Origin of the sequence: Flavobacterium sp. KMS (assembly GCF_000813005.1) — a bacterium.
Classification (GTDB): Bacteria; Bacteroidota; Bacteroidia; order Flavobacteriales; family Flavobacteriaceae; genus Flavobacterium.
This window is the reverse complement of record NZ_JSYP01000024.1, coordinates 163,338-187,103: the sequence shown is the minus strand read 5'-3', so window position 1 is coordinate 187,103 and position 23,766 is coordinate 163,338. Positions and strand designations below refer to the sequence as shown.

Annotated in this window: 21 protein-coding genes; 8 read left to right on the top strand and 13 right to left on the bottom strand. The window is 31.5% G+C overall.

Annotated features, from left to right (window positions below; genetic code table 11):
• Nucleotides 1-288 precede the first annotated feature (288 nt).
• From OA93_RS24265 to OA93_RS24260, 5 genes are all read left to right on the top strand, one after another.
• Nucleotides 289-2,595: a hypothetical protein gene (locus tag OA93_RS24265; protein ID WP_052259548.1), complete on the top strand. Its 2,307-nt coding sequence runs from the start codon at nt 289-291 to the stop codon at nt 2,593-2,595.
• A complete protein-coding gene (locus OA93_RS20430; RefSeq protein ID WP_039115813.1) occupies nt 2,596-3,267 on the top strand; it encodes a hypothetical protein in 672 nt (223 codons plus the stop codon).
• 42 nt (nt 3,268-3,309) lie between these two features.
• Nucleotides 3,310-3,735 (top strand): hypothetical protein, encoded by a 426-nt coding sequence (locus tag OA93_RS20425; protein WP_039115812.1) that lies wholly within the window; start codon nt 3,310-3,312, stop codon nt 3,733-3,735.
• Between the two features lie 40 nt (nt 3,736-3,775).
• A complete protein-coding gene (locus OA93_RS20420; RefSeq protein WP_039115811.1) occupies nt 3,776-4,630 on the top strand; it encodes a hypothetical protein in 855 nt (284 codons plus the stop codon).
• Nucleotides 4,631-4,733: 103 nt separating this feature from the next.
• Complete coding sequence (locus OA93_RS24260) at nt 4,734-5,432, top strand: hypothetical protein (protein WP_052259547.1); 699 nt, start codon at nt 4,734-4,736, stop codon at nt 5,430-5,432.
• Between the two features lie 49 nt (nt 5,433-5,481).
• On the opposite strand, the gene OA93_RS25170 is transcribed toward OA93_RS24260, so the two are convergent.
• A complete protein-coding gene (locus OA93_RS25170; protein WP_165572126.1) occupies nt 5,482-5,628 on the bottom strand; it encodes a hypothetical protein in 147 nt (48 codons plus the stop codon).
• A gap of 315 nt (nt 5,629-5,943) precedes the next feature.
• Between OA93_RS25170 and OA93_RS20405 the strand changes: the two genes are divergently transcribed.
• Nucleotides 5,944-6,174: a hypothetical protein gene (locus tag OA93_RS20405; protein WP_039115809.1), complete on the top strand. Its 231-nt coding sequence runs from the start codon at nt 5,944-5,946 to the stop codon at nt 6,172-6,174.
• A 455-nt stretch (nt 6,175-6,629) separates the two neighbouring features.
• Here OA93_RS20405 and OA93_RS20400 read toward each other — a convergent pair whose 3' ends face one another.
• The 5 genes from OA93_RS20400 to OA93_RS20380 all read right to left on the bottom strand — a co-directional run bounded on the left by OA93_RS20400 (nt 6,630) and on the right by OA93_RS20380 (nt 17,279).
• On the bottom strand, nt 6,630-8,534 hold the full coding sequence (locus OA93_RS20400; RefSeq protein WP_039115808.1) for a UvrD-helicase domain-containing protein: 1,905 nt from the start codon (nt 8,532-8,534) through the stop codon (nt 6,630-6,632).
• 10 nt (nt 8,535-8,544) lie between these two features.
• Nucleotides 8,545-10,728 (bottom strand): AAA family ATPase, encoded by a 2,184-nt coding sequence (locus OA93_RS20395; RefSeq protein WP_039115807.1) that lies wholly within the window; start codon nt 10,726-10,728, stop codon nt 8,545-8,547.
• 790 nt (nt 10,729-11,518) lie between these two features.
• The gene (locus tag OA93_RS20390) at nt 11,519-12,607 is read right to left on the bottom strand and encodes an efflux RND transporter periplasmic adaptor subunit (RefSeq protein ID WP_039115805.1); all 1,089 of its coding nucleotides are present in this window, start codon (nt 12,605-12,607) and stop codon (nt 11,519-11,521) included.
• A complete protein-coding gene (locus OA93_RS20385) occupies nt 12,597-15,881 on the bottom strand; it encodes an efflux RND transporter permease subunit (RefSeq protein ID WP_039115803.1) in 3,285 nt (1,094 codons plus the stop codon). Before OA93_RS20385 ends, OA93_RS20390 begins: the two co-directional genes overlap by 11 nt.
• A 12-nt stretch (nt 15,882-15,893) precedes the next feature.
• Complete coding sequence (locus OA93_RS20380) at nt 15,894-17,279, bottom strand: TolC family protein (protein ID WP_039115801.1); 1,386 nt, start codon at nt 17,277-17,279, stop codon at nt 15,894-15,896.
• Between the two features lie 164 nt (nt 17,280-17,443).
• On the opposite strand from OA93_RS20380, the gene OA93_RS20375 reads away from it, so the two are divergent.
• Nucleotides 17,444-18,481: a histidine kinase gene (locus OA93_RS20375; protein ID WP_039115800.1), complete on the top strand. Its 1,038-nt coding sequence runs from the start codon at nt 17,444-17,446 to the stop codon at nt 18,479-18,481.
• 1 nt (nt 18,482) lies between these two features.
• Nucleotides 18,483-19,193 (top strand): response regulator transcription factor, encoded by a 711-nt coding sequence (locus OA93_RS20370; protein ID WP_039115798.1) that lies wholly within the window; start codon nt 18,483-18,485, stop codon nt 19,191-19,193.
• 186 nt (nt 19,194-19,379) lie between these two features.
• Here the strand turns inward: OA93_RS20370 and OA93_RS20365 are convergent, their stop codons facing one another.
• From OA93_RS20365 to OA93_RS20335, 7 genes are all read right to left on the bottom strand, one after another.
• A complete protein-coding gene (locus tag OA93_RS20365) occupies nt 19,380-19,814 on the bottom strand; it encodes a DUF6526 family protein (protein WP_039115797.1) in 435 nt (144 codons plus the stop codon).
• 135 nt (nt 19,815-19,949) lie between these two features.
• The gene (locus tag OA93_RS20360; protein WP_039115795.1) at nt 19,950-20,294 is read right to left on the bottom strand and encodes a cupin domain-containing protein; all 345 of its coding nucleotides are present in this window, start codon (nt 20,292-20,294) and stop codon (nt 19,950-19,952) included.
• Nucleotides 20,295-20,317: 23 nt separating this feature from the next.
• Nucleotides 20,318-20,746, bottom strand: a complete 429-nt coding sequence (locus tag OA93_RS20355) for a DoxX family membrane protein (protein ID WP_039115794.1) — start codon at nt 20,744-20,746, stop codon at nt 20,318-20,320.
• A gap of 91 nt (nt 20,747-20,837) precedes the next feature.
• Complete coding sequence (locus OA93_RS20350) at nt 20,838-21,629, bottom strand: AraC family transcriptional regulator (RefSeq protein ID WP_039115793.1); 792 nt, start codon at nt 21,627-21,629, stop codon at nt 20,838-20,840.
• Between the two features lie 215 nt (nt 21,630-21,844).
• Nucleotides 21,845-22,408: a YdeI/OmpD-associated family protein gene (locus tag OA93_RS20345; RefSeq protein WP_039115791.1), complete on the bottom strand. Its 564-nt coding sequence runs from the start codon at nt 22,406-22,408 to the stop codon at nt 21,845-21,847.
• On the bottom strand, nt 22,409-22,864 hold the full coding sequence (locus OA93_RS20340) for an SRPBCC domain-containing protein (RefSeq protein WP_039115787.1): 456 nt from the start codon (nt 22,862-22,864) through the stop codon (nt 22,409-22,411).
• A gap of 183 nt (nt 22,865-23,047) precedes the next feature.
• Entirely contained in the window at nt 23,048-23,743 is a 696-nt protein-coding gene (locus OA93_RS20335; RefSeq protein WP_039115785.1) for an alpha/beta hydrolase, read from the bottom strand.
• Nucleotides 23,744-23,766 lie beyond the last annotated feature (23 nt).

Sequence of the window (23,766 nt, the reverse complement as noted above, 5' to 3'; positions counted from 1 at the left end):
TAAAGTTTAAAATAAGAAACCAATCAGTTGCAAATTTACGTGCAACTATTCGGTTTCGCAAATTTTTTAAGGATTTTTTTTAAGAGCTGATAATCTGATCAATATGAATTTCTGTCTCAATTCTGGACACTATATCTTTTCCTTTCTAAAGAAGGGGGTAAAGTATGTCCTGTTGAGCATATCTATAAAGCGAAATATAGTTTTGTAATACAAATATTATTTTTAAAGAATAATTGTTTATGATATCGTATAATTAATCTTATATTTATTTTTAAAATATAAACGGATATGTCAAACTTAAAGATATTTGGAAATCATAGTCCAGTAGTAGGAGTAAAGGAATATTACTCCATAAATGAATTGTTTGGAGATTCAGTTCCTAAACAAAATTTTCTACCAGAATATCAAGTTGCATCCAATGATCAAGTAAAATGGTCAGTTTGGATATTTGAACGAGGTTATTGGCGAAAAACAAAAGAAAATAATAAAACAGGAATAACAGTAGATTATATTTTTTACCAAAAGAGTCTTGCTCGTGAAGCAATAAAAATATCGGTTGAAGTTAATGGGGAAAAAGCTATTTTTGATATAAAGCCGCTAAAAGCATCACAAGCCAAAATAGTACATGTCGATTTGTTAGATGTTAATTTAAGTAAACCAACAAAACCATTTGCTTATGGTGATTGGATTGTTGCTCGAGTACATTGCGTCGGAATGGATAGATTCTCTCTAGCAGTTACTTTATGGGAAGATGATGGAGATAAAACCAAACAAAACACTACTAACGTAAGAATACAAGAAAAAAAAGGAATTGTTTTAAATGGTAAAGCCGATGTTTCGTTTCAGCTAAAACCTAGCTTTGCATGGCTTGCTAATGCAAAGTTGGCAGAAGGAGATACTAGCGAGGGCGAATATCATGAGTATTATGTAACAGCAGAATTTTTAGAAAGAAAATCAAAAAGAGTACCTAGTTTAAACACTAACGTACCTAATCCTGATTATAAAACAGAAGTAGTCATAAAACAAACACCCGCAGAGAAAAAAGGCCCATCTAAAAAAGAAGTAAAAGGAGTTAATAAATCTGATAATAAAGTTTATGATTATCATGAAACAAAAGTAGTTATAAAACCTACATTAGAATTTAATCCCGTTTGGGAAAAAATTAATAGTTTGATGAAGGTTAATACGGATAATAATTGGTGGAAGAAGAAGGAGGACAAAGATGTTTGTGTTTGTAAGGAACTTGACTTAATTTGGGGAGCGCATCCTAACGTGAGTTGTGAATTTAGAAAAAAAGTAATTGAGATAAGTAAGAGACAAAATTTTGATCCAAATCACCTAATGGCTGTAATGTGGGCTGAGACTTCCCATACTTTTTCACCATCAAAAGTAGAACTAAGGTCAACAGGAGAATTAAAAAAAGATGGTAATTCTAAAGTAGATTATAGAGGATTAACAAAGGAAGAGATTCTAAAATTGGATGAAAGTTTCTCGGGTGCTGTTGGTCTTATTCAATTCACACCTGCTGCTATCAATGGTTTGAATACAAATTATGGTTATTCATTGACCAAAAGAAAATTAGCTTTAATGACACAATTAGAGCAATTTTTTTATGTAGAAAAATATATTGCGCATTGGAAAAAAGTAAATAAAATTACAAATAAATTGACTTTGGCTGACTTATATTTATTAGTTTTTGCGCCATCAAAAATGAATGGGAGTGATGATAGTACTACTCTTTATAAAGAAGGGACAGAGTTCTATAATGCTAATGCGTCGATAGATACAGATTCAAAAAATGGGATTACTAAAAAAGAACTTGCAGTAAGAGCGTATGATTCTTTTAAAGAAGGAAGTAAAATTGAGAATAAAGAAACCAAATTCATATGTGAAAGGATAAATTCTGTTGAAAGTATTACTGATTCTGGTTTTTATATTTACAGAAATGGCGATATCAAATACATAAATAGCACAGAAGAAATTTCATATTATGTTCAAGTAAAAGAAGGTAGTATTAATTTCAAAAAAATAGAAACCCTTTCTAAAAATATTTATGGATTGGTTAAATTTCCTGCTTTAGGAGATGGTTTCGGAAGATATGGGGGAGAAGATGTTGGAGGAAAATCTAAAATTGAAGATGTAGGAAAAGGAGATCATTATCTTTTACCCCAAACTGCTGCTGCATTATTCGGAGTTATATCTGACGCTATTGATAAGAAATGGCAAATAGATTTTGGAGATATGTCATCTGAAAATGGAAGCGACCCAACGAGTAATCCTTCAAATGCAAAATCTCATCATAGCGGACATGGTCATAAAGGAAAACAATCAGGCTTGAATATAGATTTTAGATATCTTAATAAAAACGGAAAAAGTTTTAGAGGCAATACCAGTTCAATAATATTCGATGATAATAAAAACGAAGAATTATTTAAAATTGGCTTTAAATATGGCTTTGATAAAAATTATGCGACAGATAAAAATTATGTTGGTGTAAATCCTAAAGTTGGTAAACATTATGATCATGGCCACTTTGGGACTTTATCCATAGATTATGAGATAGTTGATGAAATAAACGCTAAAATTATAAATTAAATGTTTAAGAAAAATAATATTACAAAATTGTCTTGCTATTTATTGTCTTTATTACTGTGCTCATGTGGTGATAAATATGAAGCCAAAAAAAAGGATAAAAGTAATTCATCTATTGATACAACTGATAATAAGAAATCAATATTAAAAATAGATAAAGAAGATAATTATGGTTTGTTGGTTTTGAAAAATAGCTACAATAAAAAGAATTTAATAAAAATTTACAATAGGGATAATTCAATCTGGAAGTCTTTTAAATTTGATGATTTTTTTTCTGATATCGAAATAATGCCTTACGCGATTAAACCTGAAAACAATCTTTTAGTTTTTAAGACTCTAAAAAAAGAAAAAGGTTTTTACGAAATAGTTGTAAACGAAAGCGATGAAAATTTGATAAAATTTATAAAAATATCTGATTCTAATTTTGAATACCAAACCTTAGCTGAGCATATTTTAACTGTCGTATTTGTAAACTTTGATGATAAAACAAATCCACTTTATGAAGAACCAAACATTCGATCAAAACAATTGCTTTTCAATAAAGACGAAGATTATTATCCTATTAAAATTAAAGATGATTGGTTAATGATAGAAGATAGTAATAATAAAAATTATTGGATAAGATGGAGAGATTCAAAAGGGAAATTAATTATTGAATTGTTATATGATGCTTAAAAAAATATAAGACGAATGAAAAATTATAAAAATCTAAATTGAATGAAAAAAATTGTAACGTTATTTTTACTTGTAAATTGTATTAATTGCTATTCTCAAAATTTAATTAAAAATAGTTTGGAGGGAATGTATTTCGCTGATGTTCATATTGAAAATTATGAGACAAATAGGGCTATAAATGTTACTTACTATCTATATTTTAGTAAAAATTATGTAACATTAAATTTTTCTAATAATGAATTTGCATTATGTGAAGGAAAATATTTTTATAAGGAGAAAAATAGTATTCTTTATCTAATCCGTGATGAAAATGATGGGCGCCCGTGTCCAGCTATGAAAGATAAAAATGATGAAATTGATTTTTCTAAAGGCTCAGAAATTATATCTATAAAAAAAATAAAGAATAAGTACTACATAAGAAGTAAACGCTTTTATGATAAAGATTGGCAATTATTACAGCAAAAATAAAATAATGAATGTATAGTGTATAATTTCAAATGATCTAAAGATGGAAAAATTATTTAGGCTTATATTATTAATTAGTACATTTTCTAGTTGCCAAGAAGTTAAAAGTAAAATTGACTTTTCAGAAGTTAGTAATCATGTTTTTTTTGAGGTTAAAAAAATAAATTCAATAAATAGTATTTACGAACCTTGTGATGCTTCTAATAAAAAATATAGTATTAAGGATTCTTTATTGGTTTATACTACAGCTCAAGATGGCGATTTTAGATATAGAATTTTAGGTATCAAAAAGAATAGCAATGATTATGAACTACAAATAAAAAACACTGACCCTACTCAGAAAGTTTCAATACTGAATATTAGCAAAATTGATGATAAATATTATTCAATAAATGGAAAAGTTTTTATTGATAGTATTTTTATAAACACAATTCCTCATATAAAACAGCCGTGTAAGGAATGTGACAACTGTGATGATGTTAAAAAGCAAGTAAATAGTAATGAAGTAACGCTAAATGGCAACTGGAAAATTGATTGCAAAAATGGGAATTCAAGTATTAATATAAAAGATAAAACTGCTTTTTTAGAAGTTATGTTCAATCAAATTTATATAGATATGATTGAAATAAAAAGATATGATTCGGATAATGGTATCGCTTACAAATTAAAAGAAATACCAGAAGATAAAGGGAATTTTGGAGTTAATTTAAATTGGAAGGAATATGTTAATGATAAGTCTATTGCTTATGTAAAAATAATAGATGATAATACACTATATTTTTATTGGTATGGGTTCTATAATAAAAAAACGCAAAAAAGAGAATTTACAGAATGTAGCTTTCAACAGGAAAACAGAAAAAATCAGCAAGAAATAATTTTAAAAAAGTGCAATGAATAGAATACAAATGAGAAAAGTCTAGGATAATATGAGAAATTTTAAAACTTTGATGATTGTATTTCTAATTATTGTATTCAATAGTTGTGATAATAAAGTGCAAAAAATGAAAACATCTGAAGCATTGGAGCCTAAGATAATTGATAGTTTGATATTATTAAAAGATACAATAGTTTTTTCTAATAGTTCAGAAGGAGAAAAATTATCATTATTTAAAAATCAAAGAACTAATGATTCAATTATTAAATCTACAATTTATGGCGAGACGGGAAAAATAGATTATACCTTTATTTTTAATAAAGAATTATTTAATGCAAATCGAGTAACTTCTAATTATGAAGAACCAATTTATATAAATTCAAATCCTAAAATAAATAAAATAACAGATGAAAATTTAAAGACTTCCCTTTTAACAAAAGAAGAATTGACAAATATTTTCATGGAAGATATTAAGTTTTTTAGAAGTCAAAAATTGCATACATCTAAATCGAGTAATTTAAAAGCTGATTGTTCTCAAATTATTATAGATTTAATTAAGGGTTCAAACTTTAAAAATCCTTTCAAGGATAATTTGAAAATTGCGATTAAAAATAATAATGAGGTTAATATGAAACTACGTTTGTTTGATGCAAACGATAAGTCTGAAAGTACCATTGGCTGGATTGTTTTTGATGCCGAAAACATGAGGCTTTTGGATATTACAAATGATATTAAGAATCCTATAAAATTAACTTTTGAGCATAAGTTATGGAATAAAATTATCGAATGTTTTTTTGATAATGATAGTAGTTATTATTTTGATTAAACCTTGCTACAATGTTATAATAAAGCCGCTTTGTTAGAGCGGCTAAAAATTAAAGTTTACTGCAACGACTGCAAAGAGGCTTTCCGCCAGTTCCAGATTTAAGATTCTCTTTCTCAATGTTGTTCCCTTCTGTACAACTACTGTTGTTGTGATGGACATCTTGTTTTACACTGTAAAACGGATCTACTTTTGCCATAATAATTTATTTTTATAATTAATATCTCGAAAGTTAGCCCTGCATTTTTTGATTCTATTACTGAAAACCATAATGCACTTTCTTTAATTGTAATAATCAATAGAGACAAAAGTGAAAGTATATTCTTTTTATGATGAGGAAAGCCCATCGATTACGCGGGTTTTTCCTATATTTGCCGTTCTTAAACTACGACCTTAAGAACTAAATAAATTGCCCTTGTATTATGTGTGCGGTATCGGAAACGACCGTAAACGCTGTCGTAGGCGTTAGAAACACTAAAATGCAAGGGTTTTTATATTCTTAAATTACGACATTATGAGTACAAACAACCTTTCAGAAGAAGCCAAAACAAGGCTTATGAATTTCTTTAGCAATACAATCGATCCAAAAGGTATGGCTAAGGTATTAAGGCAAGCAAATTATCTTCTTGCTTTAGGAGCCATGAGGGAACAAACCCTTCAAAACGAAATAATAAACCTAGAAAATAGCTTTTATTGGCTCAATGAATTAGCCGAAATTCTAAATCCATATTTGGATGTAGAGTAAGTTTCTGATTATATCTTTAAACCTCGATTTTTAAAAAAGTCGAGATTTTTTGTTTGACTCTTTTCTCTGCATGATGCACATTCTATTTATGGATGCTGTGCGAAGTCGAAACCTCACAAGAAACTCGACAATCAAGAAAAGCTTTGTGTTAGTTTCTTGTAGAGACCCTTCCTCCGTCAGGGTGACAAGATTGGGTAGAAACAAAAATTATTTATATACAAGTTTGCACATAAAAGAACCACAAACTTGTCCTTTGCTAGCGCGCAATATCATTAAGGTTAAGGAAATGTTCGTAATGCTTTGCTGAATAAATCTCTCGCAAAGACGCGAAGAAATCATATCTAAACTTAGTGACTTGGCGTCTTTGCGAGAAAAATTATAGTTTAAAAACTTAATGACATTGCGCTCGCGCCAGCATGGAGAAAATCAAATTCTTTAATACTCATAATTTACTATTATATAATTACAATTTCTTCTTTTTTGAACCAGCCAAATTCTATTGCGCTTTTTGAAACTATTTCAGGATTGTCGGTGTAAGCTACGATTGCTAAACTTTCTTTTGCTCTACTACAAGCTACATAGAAAAGTCTTCTTGTTCTATCATTAGCGGTTTCTTTTCCCTCTTCTATATTTTTTCTATCCGTTGGACTTAGATCTTTAGAACCAAATAATTTATCATAACTAAACAAGAAACCTTTCGATTCTTCATCATCTAAAATAACCATTACTCTCTCATATTCTAATCCTTTTACACCTTGATGAGTTCCAAATTTAGAATCTTCAGATATATAATCATTATAATGTTTTATTTGAGAAAAAGAATTAGCTAAAGCAAGATCCCATGCGTCAATTACATCATCACTAACTTCGTCTTCAACTTCAATATTTTCTAATTTATTGGCCTCGAATAAATCAGATTTTGTTCTTTTAGCAATTGTAAGTAAGCTATCAGGTAAGGGGAATAATTCCGTTTTATATACATTTTTAATTACATCAATTAGAAGAGGATCTGCATTATCATCCCACAAAACCAATAAATCTAATAAGGCCATATTTGCTTTTCTTATATTTTCTATTTGTTGTGCATTTTTAAGAATTTCATTTTTATTTAGATAGGCGGAATATTTTTTGACGATTCGAGCTATAGCAAATTTATCCCCTACTTCATTTGCATTAACTATAGGTAAAATTATTTTTGTGAAGAAATTAGCTCCTGCTAATGTTCCATCGAGTACTCCTGTTGATAATCTATCTTCTTTGTATAAGGGTTCGAAAAATTCTAAAAATCCCATTCTTCTTGCAGCCATATGATGTTCAAGAATCAGTGTTTTTATATTTGCATTATTTATGTCATTATTCCATAAAAAATCACCCGTGATTTCAGACATTCTTTGAGATACATTAACTTCAGTTTTTTGTTTATCTAGACCTCTCTTACAAATAAAAAGCCTCACGAAGCCTTCTTCCTTTTCATTTCTCGGTTCTTGTTTTTGTTTATCAACGGATTGTCTAATACTATTAATTAATGAAATTATTCTTTTATTAGATCGATGGTTCATTTTTTTTACTGGTTTAATCCAATCTTTCGGCAATTCTAGTTCAAGGTTTTCTTTTCCATCGACATATATTCTTTGCATAGTATCACCAAATAAGCCTAATGAGAAAGATTCCTTTTTATTTTTTTGTAGTTCAAAAAATGCATTTATAAGATCTTTTTTAGTATCCTGACTCTCATCAACTAAAACTATTGGAAATTTACAAACTAATAAATCCTGCATTAATGGTTTATTCTGTATAAAATTAGCAGCAATACTTATAACTTCGGAATGATTTAATGAATCTTTAGAAATATTATCTCCATTAGGATTATATGTAAATTGTTGAATATTATTTAAATTATCAAGTCTTTTGTTTTTTGACTCGATTTTCCTTGTTCTATCTATTGATGTTTTATTTAATAAATTTTTACTTTTGCTTTGTTCTTCTTCTAACTTATAAATTTCATTAGCTAAATTATTTTTCAACCATAATTTTATATCATGATTAAAGTTCTTAATTAATTCCCACGCATAACTATGAATTGTAGTTACAGCAAAAATTGGGTCATATTTTAATCTGTGAATTATTTCGTCACAAGCCGCGTTTGTATATGTGATAATTGCTACCTTTTTTCTGTTTAATCTCAATTGTTTTCCATATTCAGTTTTAAAATCGGTTAAGACTTTTACAAGAGATCTTGTTTTACCTGATCCCGCACCAGCAAAGAGAAAAAAGCTTTTAGGATTTTCAAGTTTCAAACAGTTATATATCTCTGTATCTACATGATCATCAGTGTCATGATTAGATTTTTCTGCGCTCATTTTTTTTATTTTATACTGTTAAACCATCTTTTTTACCTACTAATTTGGTTTCAAGCCAATCTAATCCTTGTTTTATATATTCTGGGGTTATTAAGTCGTTTGGTTCTTGAAAATATAAAAGTTCTAAAGCAAATTCTGCTTTTTTTGCTCCTTTTTCAGTAATTACCTCATACATTTTTTTAGCAGAGACATTAATATCTTCTATTTTTGATGCATCAATCATTTTTGCTAAAAGTCCAGTCGCTTTTGATATTTTTTCAAAAATTAATTTATTTTCCATTACTAATGAATCTTCAAAAGTATATGGATATACTTCAACATCCATTTTTCCATTATTAATTTGTAGTGGAATTTGGTATGCGACTTTAATTGGATAAATCGTATGTTCCTTTTCTGTAGAACTCAATTTAAATAAATCATCAAGTTCAGTTTTTATAGGAAACCATTTTTTTAAAGTATCATTACCTGTTTTATATTTTTTTGCTTTTTCAGGTAGAGTTTTTGCATTATTTCTAGATGGATCGACAGAATCCAAGTCAGTAATTATTAGAGTTAGTATTCCTAAATTTTCAATAAGAGGTTTTAAAGTATGAGCATGGCTACCTCCTATTTCTAGTATAGATATATAGCATGATGTTAGATTTTTATGATTTTTATTTATGAAATGAGGAACTAGCATTCTTTCAACTGGTCCTTCCACAAGAATTACGGCATCAGCAAAGAATAAATCACTATGATTAGCTTTTAAATATCTAATAGCAAATTTGGTTGAGTCATCAGTTGTCCCAAAAGTCTCTGATAAATTTACTACTTCAGATAAATTTATTGATCCACTATTTCCTTTGATTCTTTTGAAATATCGTAATGAAGTAAAATTTATTTCATGAGCAATGTGATTTGAGTGAGTACTAATTAATAATTGGGTTTTAAAATTACCAATTTTCAAGTCTTTATGATTTCTAAGTACTTTATATGCCTCTTTTATAAAAACTTGCTGAACCTGTGCATGTAAATGTGCTTCTGGTTCTTCAATTAAAACCAAATGTAATGGTTCAAATTCTCCACTATTAACTACTGTACCAGTGTTATGATTCTTTCCCACTTGCATCCACTCATCTCGAAATCTAATTAATTTAAAAATCATAGATATTAAATTCTGATAACCTAAACCATTATATTTTTCAGGAAGAGTAAGATTTGGATTTTCAGTACATAAATTATATTGAACTGCAGAATCGTGATTTAAAGTGTCCACAGTATTAAATTTACTTGATAAATTAATTGTCGGATTACCAAATCCGGGATAATTAAGCATTTGCAATTCATCTAAAGAAGGTTTGAAACTCTCTTGTAAATTATCTTCAAAAAGCTGTTTAGCTTGTTGTATTGCATTTAAAGCTTTCAGATCGTCTGTTGTTGGATTTTCAGAAGGGTTTAAATGCCTATCATAGTATTCTCTTAATTGGCTTGATAAATTTTTAATGCTAGAGGTATCGTCTGCATCAACATTTATGTCTGAAAAACCTCTTTGAGCATTTATAATATCAACTTTTATAAGTCCGCTTACTATATCCGTTTCTGTAGGTATATTATCTTTAAGAAGTTCTTGAGTTGAATCTTTTAATTCTGAATTCAATAAATAAGTTTTTATAGAAAATAATTTATTTAAATTGCCTTTTTTATCTAAAAAATCCCATAGATCATTTGGCCATAGCTTAAAATCATTTTCCTCATCACCAGTAATTGATTTTGAATTAGAATAAGAGAACATGAATTCTTCATATACTTGCTCAATATAATTTGGTTCAAACCGCAACCTAACTCCTAAAAAGCCACCATCCCAATCAAGGGTAGGTATTAGATTAATAACATGATGAATCTCATTTTGTTCTACATGAAACCAAATGTCTAATGATGGTAAATTATCGATCCATTTTTCTATTGTGAAATCTAATTTTGATAATTCAGGTTCACTAATCCATAAATTACCAATTGCATTTATTTCTAACCAATTTGTTAATGTAAAATCTCTACTGGAAAATTTCTTTTTCTTTAAAAATCTAATTAATGCATCCATTGCAGTTGTCTTACCGCTATTGTTTGGTCCCACTAAAATTGTCTCTTCTTTAGAAAAATCAATTCTACACTTTTTTAATTTTCTAAAATTTTGGATATCGACGCAATCTATGTTCATGGTTGAGGTTTTTTTGTAAGTAAATCGAAATAAAACAAATATTTAATTAAACCTTTTGCGTTTATTTTAGTGTATTGTTTTATTTGATAAATGTAAAAATTATTTAATCAATAATAATACGGAATACCATAATGGGAATTTTATTTTAAATTATTTTTTTATTGAAAAAGCTCTTAAAATAAATTAATTTTTCAGTGCGGTTGTCTCGTTCCAAAATAAGTTTACAACTAATTTCCTAGCCCTGATAGAAGGGAAAATCCTTTTTTATTGTTTTTCACAATAAAAAAGATTGGAATGATAGCAGGAATAGCTCCAGAAAATTTAAAAAAAAGCATAACCACAAAGTGTGTCATTTCGTAGGAGCTCCGAGCGATAGCGAATAGACGAAGTAAATCTTCGTGAGTAGCTCCGCATAGAAAATCGTCAATCTTTGTAGAGTTACTCGCGAAGATTTCTCGTTCCTCGAAATGAAAAAAAATGAGAATAGAAACTTTGCGGCTCCGCGTCTTTGATTCTTTTATTATTTCGGTTTTATAAGCCTTCGACTACGCTGGGGATGACAATAGGGGATGACAAAAATGAGAATAAAAACTTTGTGAATCTCCGCGCTATTTTGCGAATCTCTGCGAAACTTTTAAGCACAAAAAAAAGGACGATACTTTATGAGGCATCGTCCTTTAGGGCAATTTTTAATGTGCATTTTTAAATCCTTTTAGACTCTTAAATGCGGGAATTAATAATTGCGTACAGTTCTTTGGGTAATCTAATAAAAAAGAAAGCTAAACGGTAGTTATTCGTTTACAGTATCACCTTCTTTAATTTCTTCGCTGGCAAGTTTTATCAGTTTATCATTGGCATTTAAATCGCCAAAGATTTCGATTTTATCATCGATTTCTCTTCCTTTTTTCACGTTGATTCTTGTTGCTTTATGGTTTACTACTTTTATAACATAAACACCTTCGGCAGAACTTACAACGGCAGTTTTCGGAGCTACAAATGTGCTGTCTTTTGCATTTAGCGGAAGCAAAACTTCGGCTACCATTCCTGGTAATAAATCTCCGCTTGTATTGTTCACGTCCATTTCTACACGTTCTGAGCGCAGTTTTAAATCTAACGCTCCCGACATACGTTGGATTTTAGCTTTAAATGTATCAGGCGATGATTTTACATTAAAACTCATTTCGTCGCCTTGTTTTAAATATCCTGTATAAAGTTCAGGGATAGAAACGGCAAGACGTAATTTTGTTTGTTCCTGGATTGTCAATAACGGCAAATCCGATCCTTTACCAGATGGACCAACATAAGCGCCTAAATTGACATTTCTTGCGGTAACAATTCCGTTAAAAGGGGCACGAATTTCCAGATAACCTTTCATAATAGCCACTTCTTTATGCGAAGCCACGGCTGCTTGGTATTGTGCATAATCAGAATTCTTTTTTCCGTTTGCCATTTCCAAGTCGTTTTTAGAGATTGTCCCTTCGACTTTACTAGTTTCATAAAGACGATTGTACGTGCTTTTGCTTGTATTGTAAATCGCTTCCATCGATTTTAATCTCGATTCGGCAGCTGCAAGTTGTGAACTAATTTCGGGTGCTTCTAGTACGATTAAAAGTTGTCCTTTGGTTACTTTCGAGCCAATATCTACTTTAAGTAATTTTACAAAGCTGCTCACTTTTGCATATAAATCTACTTGTTGGAAACCAGATAATTCTGCTGGCATTCTTAGCTCGGTGGTTAACTTCTCTTTTTGCAAAAGAAATGTTTCAGTTTTCGGCTCGATTTCGGCAACAGCTTCTTCTTTCTTGCCCGAATTACAGCTGCTTAATAAACTTATTGCTACTAGAAACAGCATTATTGATTGTAATATTTTATTTTTCATTTTTTGGATTTAATGAGGATATATAATGAATACTTTCTTCGTCTTCTGGATCTAAAGAAACAGATTGTGTTGTTGCCTTTTCTTGCGCCCACGCAAAAATCAGTGGTAAAATTAGTAGTACTGTAAAGGTCGAAAAGAATAATCCGCCGATAACCGCACGCCCTAATGGTGATACCTGATCGCCACCTTCACCGTGACCAATTGCCATTGGTAACATTCCTGCAATCATCGCCACAGAGGTCATGATAATAGGACGAAGACGCAATGCAGCAGCTTCACGTGCCGACTCTAATGCGTTGCCATTGTGTTTGCGTAATTGTTCGGCATTGGTAACCAATAAAACGGCATTGGCGATAGAAACCCCAACTGACATAATGATTCCCATATACGATTGTAAGTTTAATGTAGAGCCTGTAATTGTAAGCATTAATAAAGCTCCTAAAACTACTGCAGGAACTGTTGTTAGGATTACTAACGATACCTTGAAAGATTGGAAATTTGCCGCCAACATTAAAAATATCACGAAAATTGCAACCAATAAACCTACTTGTAAACTGCTTAGTGTTTCTACTAATACTTTGCTCATACCAATTGGGCTTATGAATAATCCGCGTGGTAATTCGCCCAATGAATTTATTGTTGCATCTACATCTTTTACTGCCGTACCCAAATCGGTTTGGCTAATGTTGGCTGTAACAGTAATGTATGGCATGGCTCCAAGATTGTCATTTTCTCCACTCACAAATCCCGGTGTAATTTTGGCAACATCGCTTAAAACAGGACGAAGCGAATTTTTTAATACTGGAATTTCGCCAATATCGGTTTTGCTTTTCATGTTGTTTAGCGGCACTTGTACCTGAACGCTATAGGATAATCCAGCTTTTTCGTCGACCCATGTATTTTTCTCCGTATATCTTGACGATGAGGTTGAAGCTACCAGAGAACGTGAGATATCATTCATATCAACGCCTAATTCGGCAGCACGAGTTCTGTCAATATCAATATTCATTGCTGGATAATGTATGGGTTGCCCAATTTGTACATCTCGGAAATAGGATATTCTCTTTAGTTTCTCGACTATTTGGTTAGCATAAAGCTCATTTCGTTTTTTGTCTTTTCCGGCAATTCGTACCTCGATAGGAGTAGGAGAACCTTGGCTCAATACTTTATCAGTAAGTTCGATTGGTTCAAAAGAGACTTTTACATCTGGAAGGATTTTTTTAAGCCTGTTTCTAAACTCATCTTTAAACTCATCCATGTCGGCATGATAGTCTTTTAAACTTACCTGAAAAACCGCTTCATGTGAACCTGCCATGAATAAATAAATTGGGTTTATAGAAAACAACGATGGGTGTTGCCCAACATATACAGATGAAATTCCGATATGTTCCTTGCCAACCATTTTGTTTAATTCTTTCAGTACTAAAATTGCTTTTTCTTCGGTACGTTCTAAACGAGTTCCGTCGGGAGCACGCATTCTTAGTTGGAACTGGCTTGAGTTTACTTTAGGGAAAACATCTTTCCCAATAAACGTAATCAGTAATATTGCTAAGAAAGTGATTCCGAAAAGATAAGCTAGAGTTACCCCTTTTTTATGCGGAAACAAACGGTCTAATGTTTTCATAAATCGGATTCTGAATTTCTCAAAATGACTTATTTTTCCATCATTATTAAAATCGTCTCTTTCGACCATTGCTTTTTTCTGAGTAATCAAATCTTTCTCTGACTCAGGCGTTAATCCGCAATCATTAAATTCAGCTTCATCATCGGTAATGCCCGGTGCGTGTGCATGAACAGGATGTGCTTTCATTAACCAGTTTGCCATAACTGGTACAAAAGTTTGTGATAGTAAAAACGAAATAACCATCGAGAATCCAATTGCTAATGCAAGTGGCAAAAACAAGGCTCCCGGAATTCCGACCATGGTAAATGCGGGTGCAAATACAGCAAGAATACAAAGAAGAATCAATAATTTAGGCAACGCAATTTCCTGACAGGCATCCCAAATGGCGAGTGCCTTGGGTTTTCCCATATCGAGATGCTGGTGAATATTTTCGATGGTAACCGTACTTTCATCTACCAGAATTCCTATGGCAAGAGCCAATCCGCTTAATGACATTAAGTTGATGGTTTGTCCGAATAATTTCAGGAATAAAACCCCCGAAATAATCGAAATAGGAATTGTCAAGATTACGATTAAAGCCGCACGTTTGTCACCAAGGAAAAGTAAAACCATTAATCCGGTTAATACAGCTCCGATGATTCCTTCGGTAATTAAACTTTTAACCGAATTGATTACATAAACCGATTGGTCAAACTCGTATGATAATTTTACATCTTCGGGAAGTGTACTTTGTATTTTAGGTAATTCTGATTTTAATTTCTGAACCACATCCCAAGTCGAAGCATCTCCCGCTTTGGCAATACTAATATAAACCGAACGTTTTCCGTTTACCAAGGCATAACCAGCAGTAATATCGGCACCATCTTTTACAGTTGCAACATCGCCTAATTTTAAGTTTTGAACGCTTCCTTTAAACAACGGAATGTTCTCAAAATCTTTAACTTCTTTAATCGTATTATTGGTTGGCGTAATATAGTTTTTATCGCCCATACGCACGTTTCCTGATGGAGCCGTTTGGTTGTTTACACGTATAGCTTCAACAATCTGGTCGGGTGTCATATTATGCGAACGCAACAAATCGGGATCAACATTTACCTCGATTGTTCTTGGGCTTCCGCCAAAGGGTGCCGGAGATAATAAACCGGGAATAGAAGTGAAGGAGGCACGAACATAGACATTGGCTAAATCCTGCAACTCATTATTTGAACGTATTTTACTGCTTAATACCAATTGCCCAATAGGCAAAGACGAAGCATCAAAACGAATGATAAATGGTGGTTGCGTTCCTGGAGGAAATGCAGCCTGAATTCTATTAGATAACGAACTCAATTCGGCAGCAGCCTGAGCCATATTTGTATTTTCGTAATAGGTTAATTTCATAATCATTAACCCTTGAATATTCTTAGTTTCTACCGATTTTACGCCATTGGCAAAAGGTAGAATATTGACATAATTTTTGGCAAAATAAGCTTCCATCTGGTCGGGTGTGTAACCACCAAAGGGATGTGCGATATAAATAACTGGCAAATTCATTTTCGGAAGAATATCTACCTTGATATCCTTAATAGCACCAATTCCGAAGAAGAATAAACCTGCAACCATAACCAGTATGGAAATGGGTTTGCGAAGTGCAAAACGTATTAAATTCATTAGGATCTATAATTAAAATTCATTTATAAATAAGTCAAAATTACCTGTGGCAGCAGCCTTGAGTAAGAAAGATTGCCAAACATTATTATTGACAATATCACGGTCTATTTCGGCACGGTTTAGCGTATAAAGTGTTTGGGTAATATCGGTTAATGTCGTTAATCCGTTTTTGTATAAAGTCGATTTCTGTAAGTACGCCTGAGCAGCAGCCTTAACCTGAATAGGTGCTTCGACATAATTATCCATCGTGATTTTAATTTTTGCGTCGGCAAGATTTAATTGTGCTTTAAGCTCGGTATCAATCTGGTTGTATTCATCTTGTAAACCTTGCGAAATAAATTTTTGAGCACTTACTTGTTTGCTTGTTCTAAACGGCGTTGTAAGATTCCAGGTAATTCCAACTCCTACCAGATAATTGGTTCTGTCGGGACTAATACCATCAATATAATTTCGGTTAAAAGAAGTTTGATCTGTAACATAATCGGAGTTAAATCCTGATGCTCTGGTTTGCAAAACACCAAACATACTCATCGTTGGGTAATAGCTTCTTTTGTATAATTTAACTTGTTGATTGCTGTAATCAATTTTGCTTTTGTAGTATTGAAGTACAGGATGCAAACTATCATTAGATTCTGTAGGTTGTATCATTTCTTTCGGAATCTGACTCACAAATAAAGTATCTGGAATAAAATCCTGAGTAGGAACTCCCATTAAAATAACCAGTTTGCTATTTTGTTCTTTTACAAAATCCTTAGCCTGATTTAAAGCAATTTTAGCACGAGAAACTTCGGCTGTAGCCAATGTAGAATCTACTCCGGCAAGTAATCCGTTTTTTACTCTTGCCACGGCAGTGTTCTTAAAAACTACGGCACGTGTTAAGTTCTTTTGCTGAGATATTAATAAACGTTGGCTTGCCAGCAAATTAAGATATGCCGCAGAGATTTTAATTTCTTGCTGAAATTTTTCTTGTTGCAAATCATTTTCACGACTTTGAACTTCGACTTTAGCAAGATTGATTTTTTGTTTGATTTTTCCGAAAGTAAAAAAATCCCAATTCATGTTAACCAGATATAATGCTCCAAACGAAGCGTTCCAGTTTTGTTCTGGCAATGCAGGACCAGAAGAGGCAGTTCCTAAACCATTAAAACCATATAAGGCACCATTCTGCCCATTTATGGTTCCATAATCTTGTTGTGCAGATAGGTTTAAATTGGGTAAATAATCCCGATTTGCTTGCTTTAGCGTTTCTTTGGAGGCATTAGCATAATTGCTTTTTGCTTTGACACTACCATAATTTTCAAGACCTGTTTTAATAGCATCTTTTAATGATAATGTTTGGGCAAAGCTTGCCGAAACGGAAAACAATAAAAATAATAAGGCAATTTTTTTGAAATACATAAAACTCTAAATAAGAAATTATGAAACAAAAATATTTTACTTGTGCCGAAATAACAGTTCTTAAATGATGTAATGCGATAATAAATGACGAATTGAATTGGTCATTTATTGATCTTAAAAACTAAAAAAATGTGGTTAATTTGTAAACTATTTAAGTATTAAAAATGAATAAGAAGTTTAACAAGATATTGGACAACAAATGGTGGCAAGAAATTGCTGTTATAGCCTTTTCGTTTACAATCTACACGTTAAAAAATGATTGGATGTTATTTAGTTCTTTGGCATCTATATCCATGGGCGTTTTTTTTTACTTGGTTTTATACATGCATGCCCAGTTTAACCGTTTTTTTATTCTTCCTATTTTATTTAAAGATCAAAGACCATTAACATACATATTCCTCACACTTCTTGGAGTATTGCTGTTTTCGATAGTTTTATATGAAATAACGACATTGGATATGTTTAATAAATGTCGTTTGTACCAAAATTCACATCAACGAAGTTATGCCTATCAGCTGGCAAGTGTATTAGGAACATTGGTATGTATTCTGAGTCCGATAATTGTTTTTAAATTCTATAGAATCCATAAAAAACAAACAGACGAAACATTGTTGTTTAATCAAATGCAGCTAAATGCTCTTAAAGGACAATTAAACCCTCATTTTTTATTCAATACGTTTAATACGTTGTACGGAATTAGTCTTGAATTCCCAGATCGTACACCCGATTTAATCATGAAAGTGTCGCAATTAATGCGTTATCAGCTTGAGAGTAATAACAAACAATGTGTATCGCTAGAGGAGGAACTTTCGTTTATTAATAGTTACATCCAGTTAGAAAAGGAAAGAGTGGGGTATCGTTGTGATATTACTTATGACTGCAAGATTGATAATGAGAATGCTTATAAAGTTTCGCCAATGTTATTGATTGCTTTTATAGAAAATGCTTTTAAACACGGAGCTTGTGCAATAGAGAACTGTTTTGTTCGTATTTTTATCACGGTCGAAAATGGGTTGTTGCATCTTCATGTGATAAATTCGATTCCAACTAAAAAAACAAATGTTATTTCGACCAAAATAGGGTTGAAGAACACTATCGAACGTTTGAATTTAATTTATGGTAAAGAATATAAATTAGATATTCAGGATGATAATAATACGTATATCGTAGATTTGAAATTGCAACTCAAGAAGTTTGTATAAAATGAAAGAGCCAAAAAAATGTATTATTGTTGATGATGAGCCTGCAGCACATTATGTTTTGGTGAATTATATTAAGCAAAATCCACAATTAGATTTAGTTTTTCAATGTTATAATGGCATTGAAGCCATGAATTATCTTAGGGAGAATAAAGTCGATTTAATGTTTCTTGACATTAATATGCCTGAAATAACTGGCATAGAATTATTAAAGATTATTCCAACGCCGCCTAAAACTATCCTGACAACTGCTTACTCAGAATTTGCTCTGGAAAGTTATGATTATGGAGTTATCGATTATTTATTAAAACCCATATATTTCCCGAGATTTTTAAAAGCAATTGACCGTTTCTTTTCTATCGAAAATGTTCAGAATAAACCTGCTGAAATTATTGCTAATACAGTTTCTGTAAAAGTAGATGGTCATTTTATCGAACTAGAATTAGAGAGTTTATTATTTGCACAAAGTTTTGGTAATTACGTAAAATTACATACTACAAAAAGAACCTATCTGGCATCTATTACAACCAGCGAATTCGAAAAGGGCCTTCCTGAATTGGGCTTTATGCGCATTCATAAATCATATATCGTTGCTCTGGATAAAATAGAAGCTACTGATAAAGATTTTGTTGTAATAAAAAAGGAACGATTGCCTATAGGAATTACTTATAAAAGAGAATTACTAGATAGGTTGAAGAATAAAAATATTCTTTAAATACCAATGCTTATAAAAGTTTAATTAGACGCTTACACAAATTTAAAATTGTTACAAAAAGTTAACCATGTAAGTGATGTAAGTTCAGTTAAGTTTTAAGTTGACTAATCACACTTATATTTACTTTCATCACTTACATGGTTTAAATAGTTTTAAGTTGGCGACTTGGTGTTTTTGCGAGAAAAACTATACTCTTTCGTAATCACCTTTCCAATTGGTAATAGATTTTTTGATAGAATTTCCCGAAAGATTTTCATCCAACGCTTTTTCGATTAACAAATTAAGTTCATTATCTGGACTAAATCGTAATGCAAATATTTGTTCATCGGTTAATTGGTCTTCGATAAGTTCCAATCTTTTTCCAGTTATTGACAAATACCGATATCGAAGTTCTAGTTTTACGATTCGGTTTTGTAACGTTAATGCATAATGCTGACGTAGCATAAATCCTAATCCTAATAAAATAACAAATATCAGACTTATAAAAATCCAGATAATTGTGTCATCGGTTGTGAAGGAAAAATAGATGCTAAAAACAAGTAATATTAATAATACGGGATAATAAACAAAATGATGAGGTTTATAATAACGAATGTGATTGTTGTAGGATTGTGTTTCCATTTGAGTTAGTTTTTTTAAAGGTAATCAAAACTGTAATTTATCAAATGTAATTTATCAATACGTTAAGAGTTTAAATAAAAAAGAAAACCTTCAAAATATGTATATTGAAGGTTAGTTTTAAAAAATGTATACTGTTTATTTTAAGATTACAACTTCTTCTGGTACGACAAATAACATGGTGCATCCGTTTTTAGAAAATGCCGAATGTGTACTTCCTGGTGGCATATACAAATAATCGCCACTATTTAATTGGTCTGCGCCAAAGCGTATTTCGCCTTCTAAGACATATATTTCTTCGCCAGCAGGATGACTATGATTAGGGTAGGAGGCACCTGCATCAAATTTTAATAAAAAAGTCGGAGGTATTTGTGTAGCGTCATCAAAGCGAAGGATTTTTACATAAACACCATCTGTATTTATACCTTCTTCTACTAATGGTTTCCAATTGGTTTCGTTGCTTTTTGTGATTTGCTTTTTCATTTTGTGTATAGTTTAAATTAGTGCTAGTTTTTGTTTTTAAGAAGTATTTCGTCAATACTCCAACGGTATTGTGGCATTGTAGCCAAAAGAAATGCGGCTGCAGAAAATGCCAAGACCGAATAATCTAATGGATCTTTAATGCCAAAAGAATAAGCCATTGCGAGAGCAAATAATAATGTAAGGATTGCTGCTCCAGTTGCTGCTAATCGGGTTTTGTAGCCTGTTAATAGCAGTAATGCAAATAGGGTTTCTAAGATGGTGCTTAGTGTTGCAATAAGTGGAATACTGTTTTTGGGAGCAAAAGAATTTACTTTCTCAGTATAGGCAATAAAGTTTTGCCATCCCGAAGAGTATTCTCCCCATAAACCTAAACGGCTGGAAACTGCCGATAAAAAGCCAATTGCTAGCGCAATACGTAATAGTAAAGTTGCTGTGTCCTGATGTTTTTTCATTTACTTTTTTTATTAGTAATTATTATCAGGACAAAGGTGCGATATGGTTATTCGCTAAAGAATAGAGAATATTAGAAAAAGCATGTACTTATTAGATCATGACTTTTTCTTTATATGATTTAGGAGCAATTTTGGTGTGTTTTTTGAAAAAATTAGAGAAGTAAAAAGGATCGTTGAAGCCTAACATATAGGCAACTTCTTTTACCGATAATTTCTCGTAGGTAAAAAGTCGTTTTGCTTCGGATATGATTAGCCCAAAAATTACATTCTGTGCTGTTTTGTTAGTATGAAGTTTCGAGAGTTCATTTAGCTTAGATTCTGTAGTACCAAGTAAAGTGGCAATTTCGTTTACTGATAAGTTTTTCTCGAAGTTTTTAAGTATTGTTTCCAGAAAGGTAAGAAATAAAGCATCGGGTTTATAAATTTCGTCACCACGATTTATTTTAGAACGATTTATTTCTATCAAAATCAACTCAATTCGGCTGTGTGTAGAAATTAGATATTGATAGGGAGTTTCGGCTAATTCGTTTTCTATTAATTGCAATTCTTGTAATATGGTTTCACTATTATCTACAGGAATAACTTCGTTCATTGCAAAGTGGCAAAACAAACCATTATGAAAAATTAATTCGATGTCATTATCATTTTTACAGAAGTAATCATAAGTAAATTCAAGAACAATTCCTTTGGCATTATGAATGTTTTTAAAATAATGAATTTGTCCTGAGGTAATGGTAAGAACGGTATTTTCTGTTAACTCAAATTCATTTTCATCTACAGAAATAGTCACCGAACCCGAAATACAAAAGATTAAAACATATTTTAAAACTCGTCTCGGTTTCTCTAAACCAATAGTATTGTCAAATTTTTTTATATCAATCATTTAGCTTCTTATAATTTTCATTCTAACCAAAAGTAAGAATAAATGGTTTGTGTTATATGGCTAAATAGTAATTTATTAAAACCATGAACTTTTAATAAAAGAAACCATGTAAGTTATGTAAGTTCATTTAAGAGAAGTATTTAAAGCTTATATTTTCTTAAATGACTTAAATGGTTTTGAGTTATACAATTTAATAAGTGGTTTTGCTTTGGCGATTAATATTTCCATTTATTTTTAGATTGTGCGCTATCGGCAATAAGTTCGTTTAGGCGCTTTATTCTTGTAGTTTCTTGTTTTGCACTCATAACCCAGTTTTTTGAAACTTTTTTATAAGAAGGTGCAAGTGCCTGAAAGAAATTCCAAGCTTTTTCATTGGTTTTAAAAATTTCCTCAAATTCATCAGAAAAGTGAACTTCTTCGATTTCGTGCGTATAAATTCTGGATTTATCTTCTTTTCGTAATTTAAAACTAGCAATTCCTGCGGGTTGCATTAATCCTTGCTCGGTTAAATCTTCGACCTTTTTAATATTTATAGCACTCCAAATACTTGTAGCTTTTCTGGGTGTAAAACGTATGGAATAACTATCGGCATCAACAGATCTGCGAACGCCATCAATCCAGCCAAAGCAAAGTGCTTCATCTACAGATTGTGACCATGTCATGCTAGGTTTATTGCTGTTTACTTTATAAAAACCAACCAATAATTCAGTTTCGAGTAGGTGATTTTGAGTTAACCATTTTCTAAACTCAGATTGATCTTCGAAAAACATTGGATTCATTTAATTTTCTTCTATTAGTTTTTTTATTTCTACCAAAATCGGATTCCAACCTTCTCCATTATTTAAAGCCTCGCAATATCTTCTTTGTCCATCTGCCACAGTTGAGTAATCGCCTTGAGAAACATTCAAAATTGTTTTTCCGTTATTATCCGCCAATTCATAGGTTACATTTAGATAATTTTCTGGAATATCGGGAATAGTAGAATTTGGGTCAAATGTAGAATAAATAAGTTTTTTATTAGGCTCGATGCTTACAATATGCCCTTTTACAAAAACTAAGTCCTGACCTTCGTAATTGGCTTGCCAAAGAAGTTCGCTTCCTATTTCCCAATCAGACAAAGCTTCGCAACCAAACATATAAACTTTTGTTTTCTCAGGATTTGTCAATGCATCCCATACTTTATGAGCAGGAGCATTTATCTCGATACTATTGTTAACTGTTAATTGATTTGCCATGATTATTTTATTTTAACTTGTTGGGTGTATAAAAAAATCAACACATAGTGACATAAATTTATAACTTAAGATGAATCCTAGAAGACATCTTTGTCATGTTATTTAAGCTATGTTACTATGTGTTAACAGAAACTCTATTCTAACAGGTTAATTATTTACTTAAGTAAAATAAAGAACTGTTATTTATTCAACAGCTTTTGCAGCTTCCAGAATTAGTTCTAATACTCCTTTTGGATGTGAAGCCAATGAAGCATGACTTGCGTCTAAATGAATTATTTTTTTAGGATTCATTCTGTTTGCCATTTCTATTTGAGTTGCAGGAGGAATCATATGATCGTTATTGGATACCTGATACCAACTTGGTTTAGTTTTCCAGGCTGGTTCTCCAGATTCTGCTCCAAAACAACTACCATGAATAGGTTTTTGTGCCAAAGCCATAGTCAGGGTATCTTTTTCATTTAAATCCTGACAGAAACTTTTATGGTATTCATCATATTTAATCCATAAAAAACCTTTGCTATCAGGATATATACTTGCTCCGCCCGCTGGTTGTTCTCTGCGTCCGAATATACCACCCAAACTTTCGCCTTTATCTGGTGCAAATGCCGCAATATAAACCAAACCTACTACTTTGTCATGATGTCCTGCGCCGCTTATTACAGAACCTCCATAAGAATGTCCTACTAATAATACTTTGCCATCCTGTGCATCTATTAAATCCTTTGTTTTTTGGATATCATCATCTAGTGATGTTAAAGGATTTTGTACGCTTCGCACTTTGTATCCTTCTTTATGCAAAGCAGGAATAATATGTTGCCAATGTGAGCCATCGCCCCATGCTCCATGAACCAATACAATGTTTAAATCTTTTGTTGCCATGATAATAATTTTTAGTTAAATCA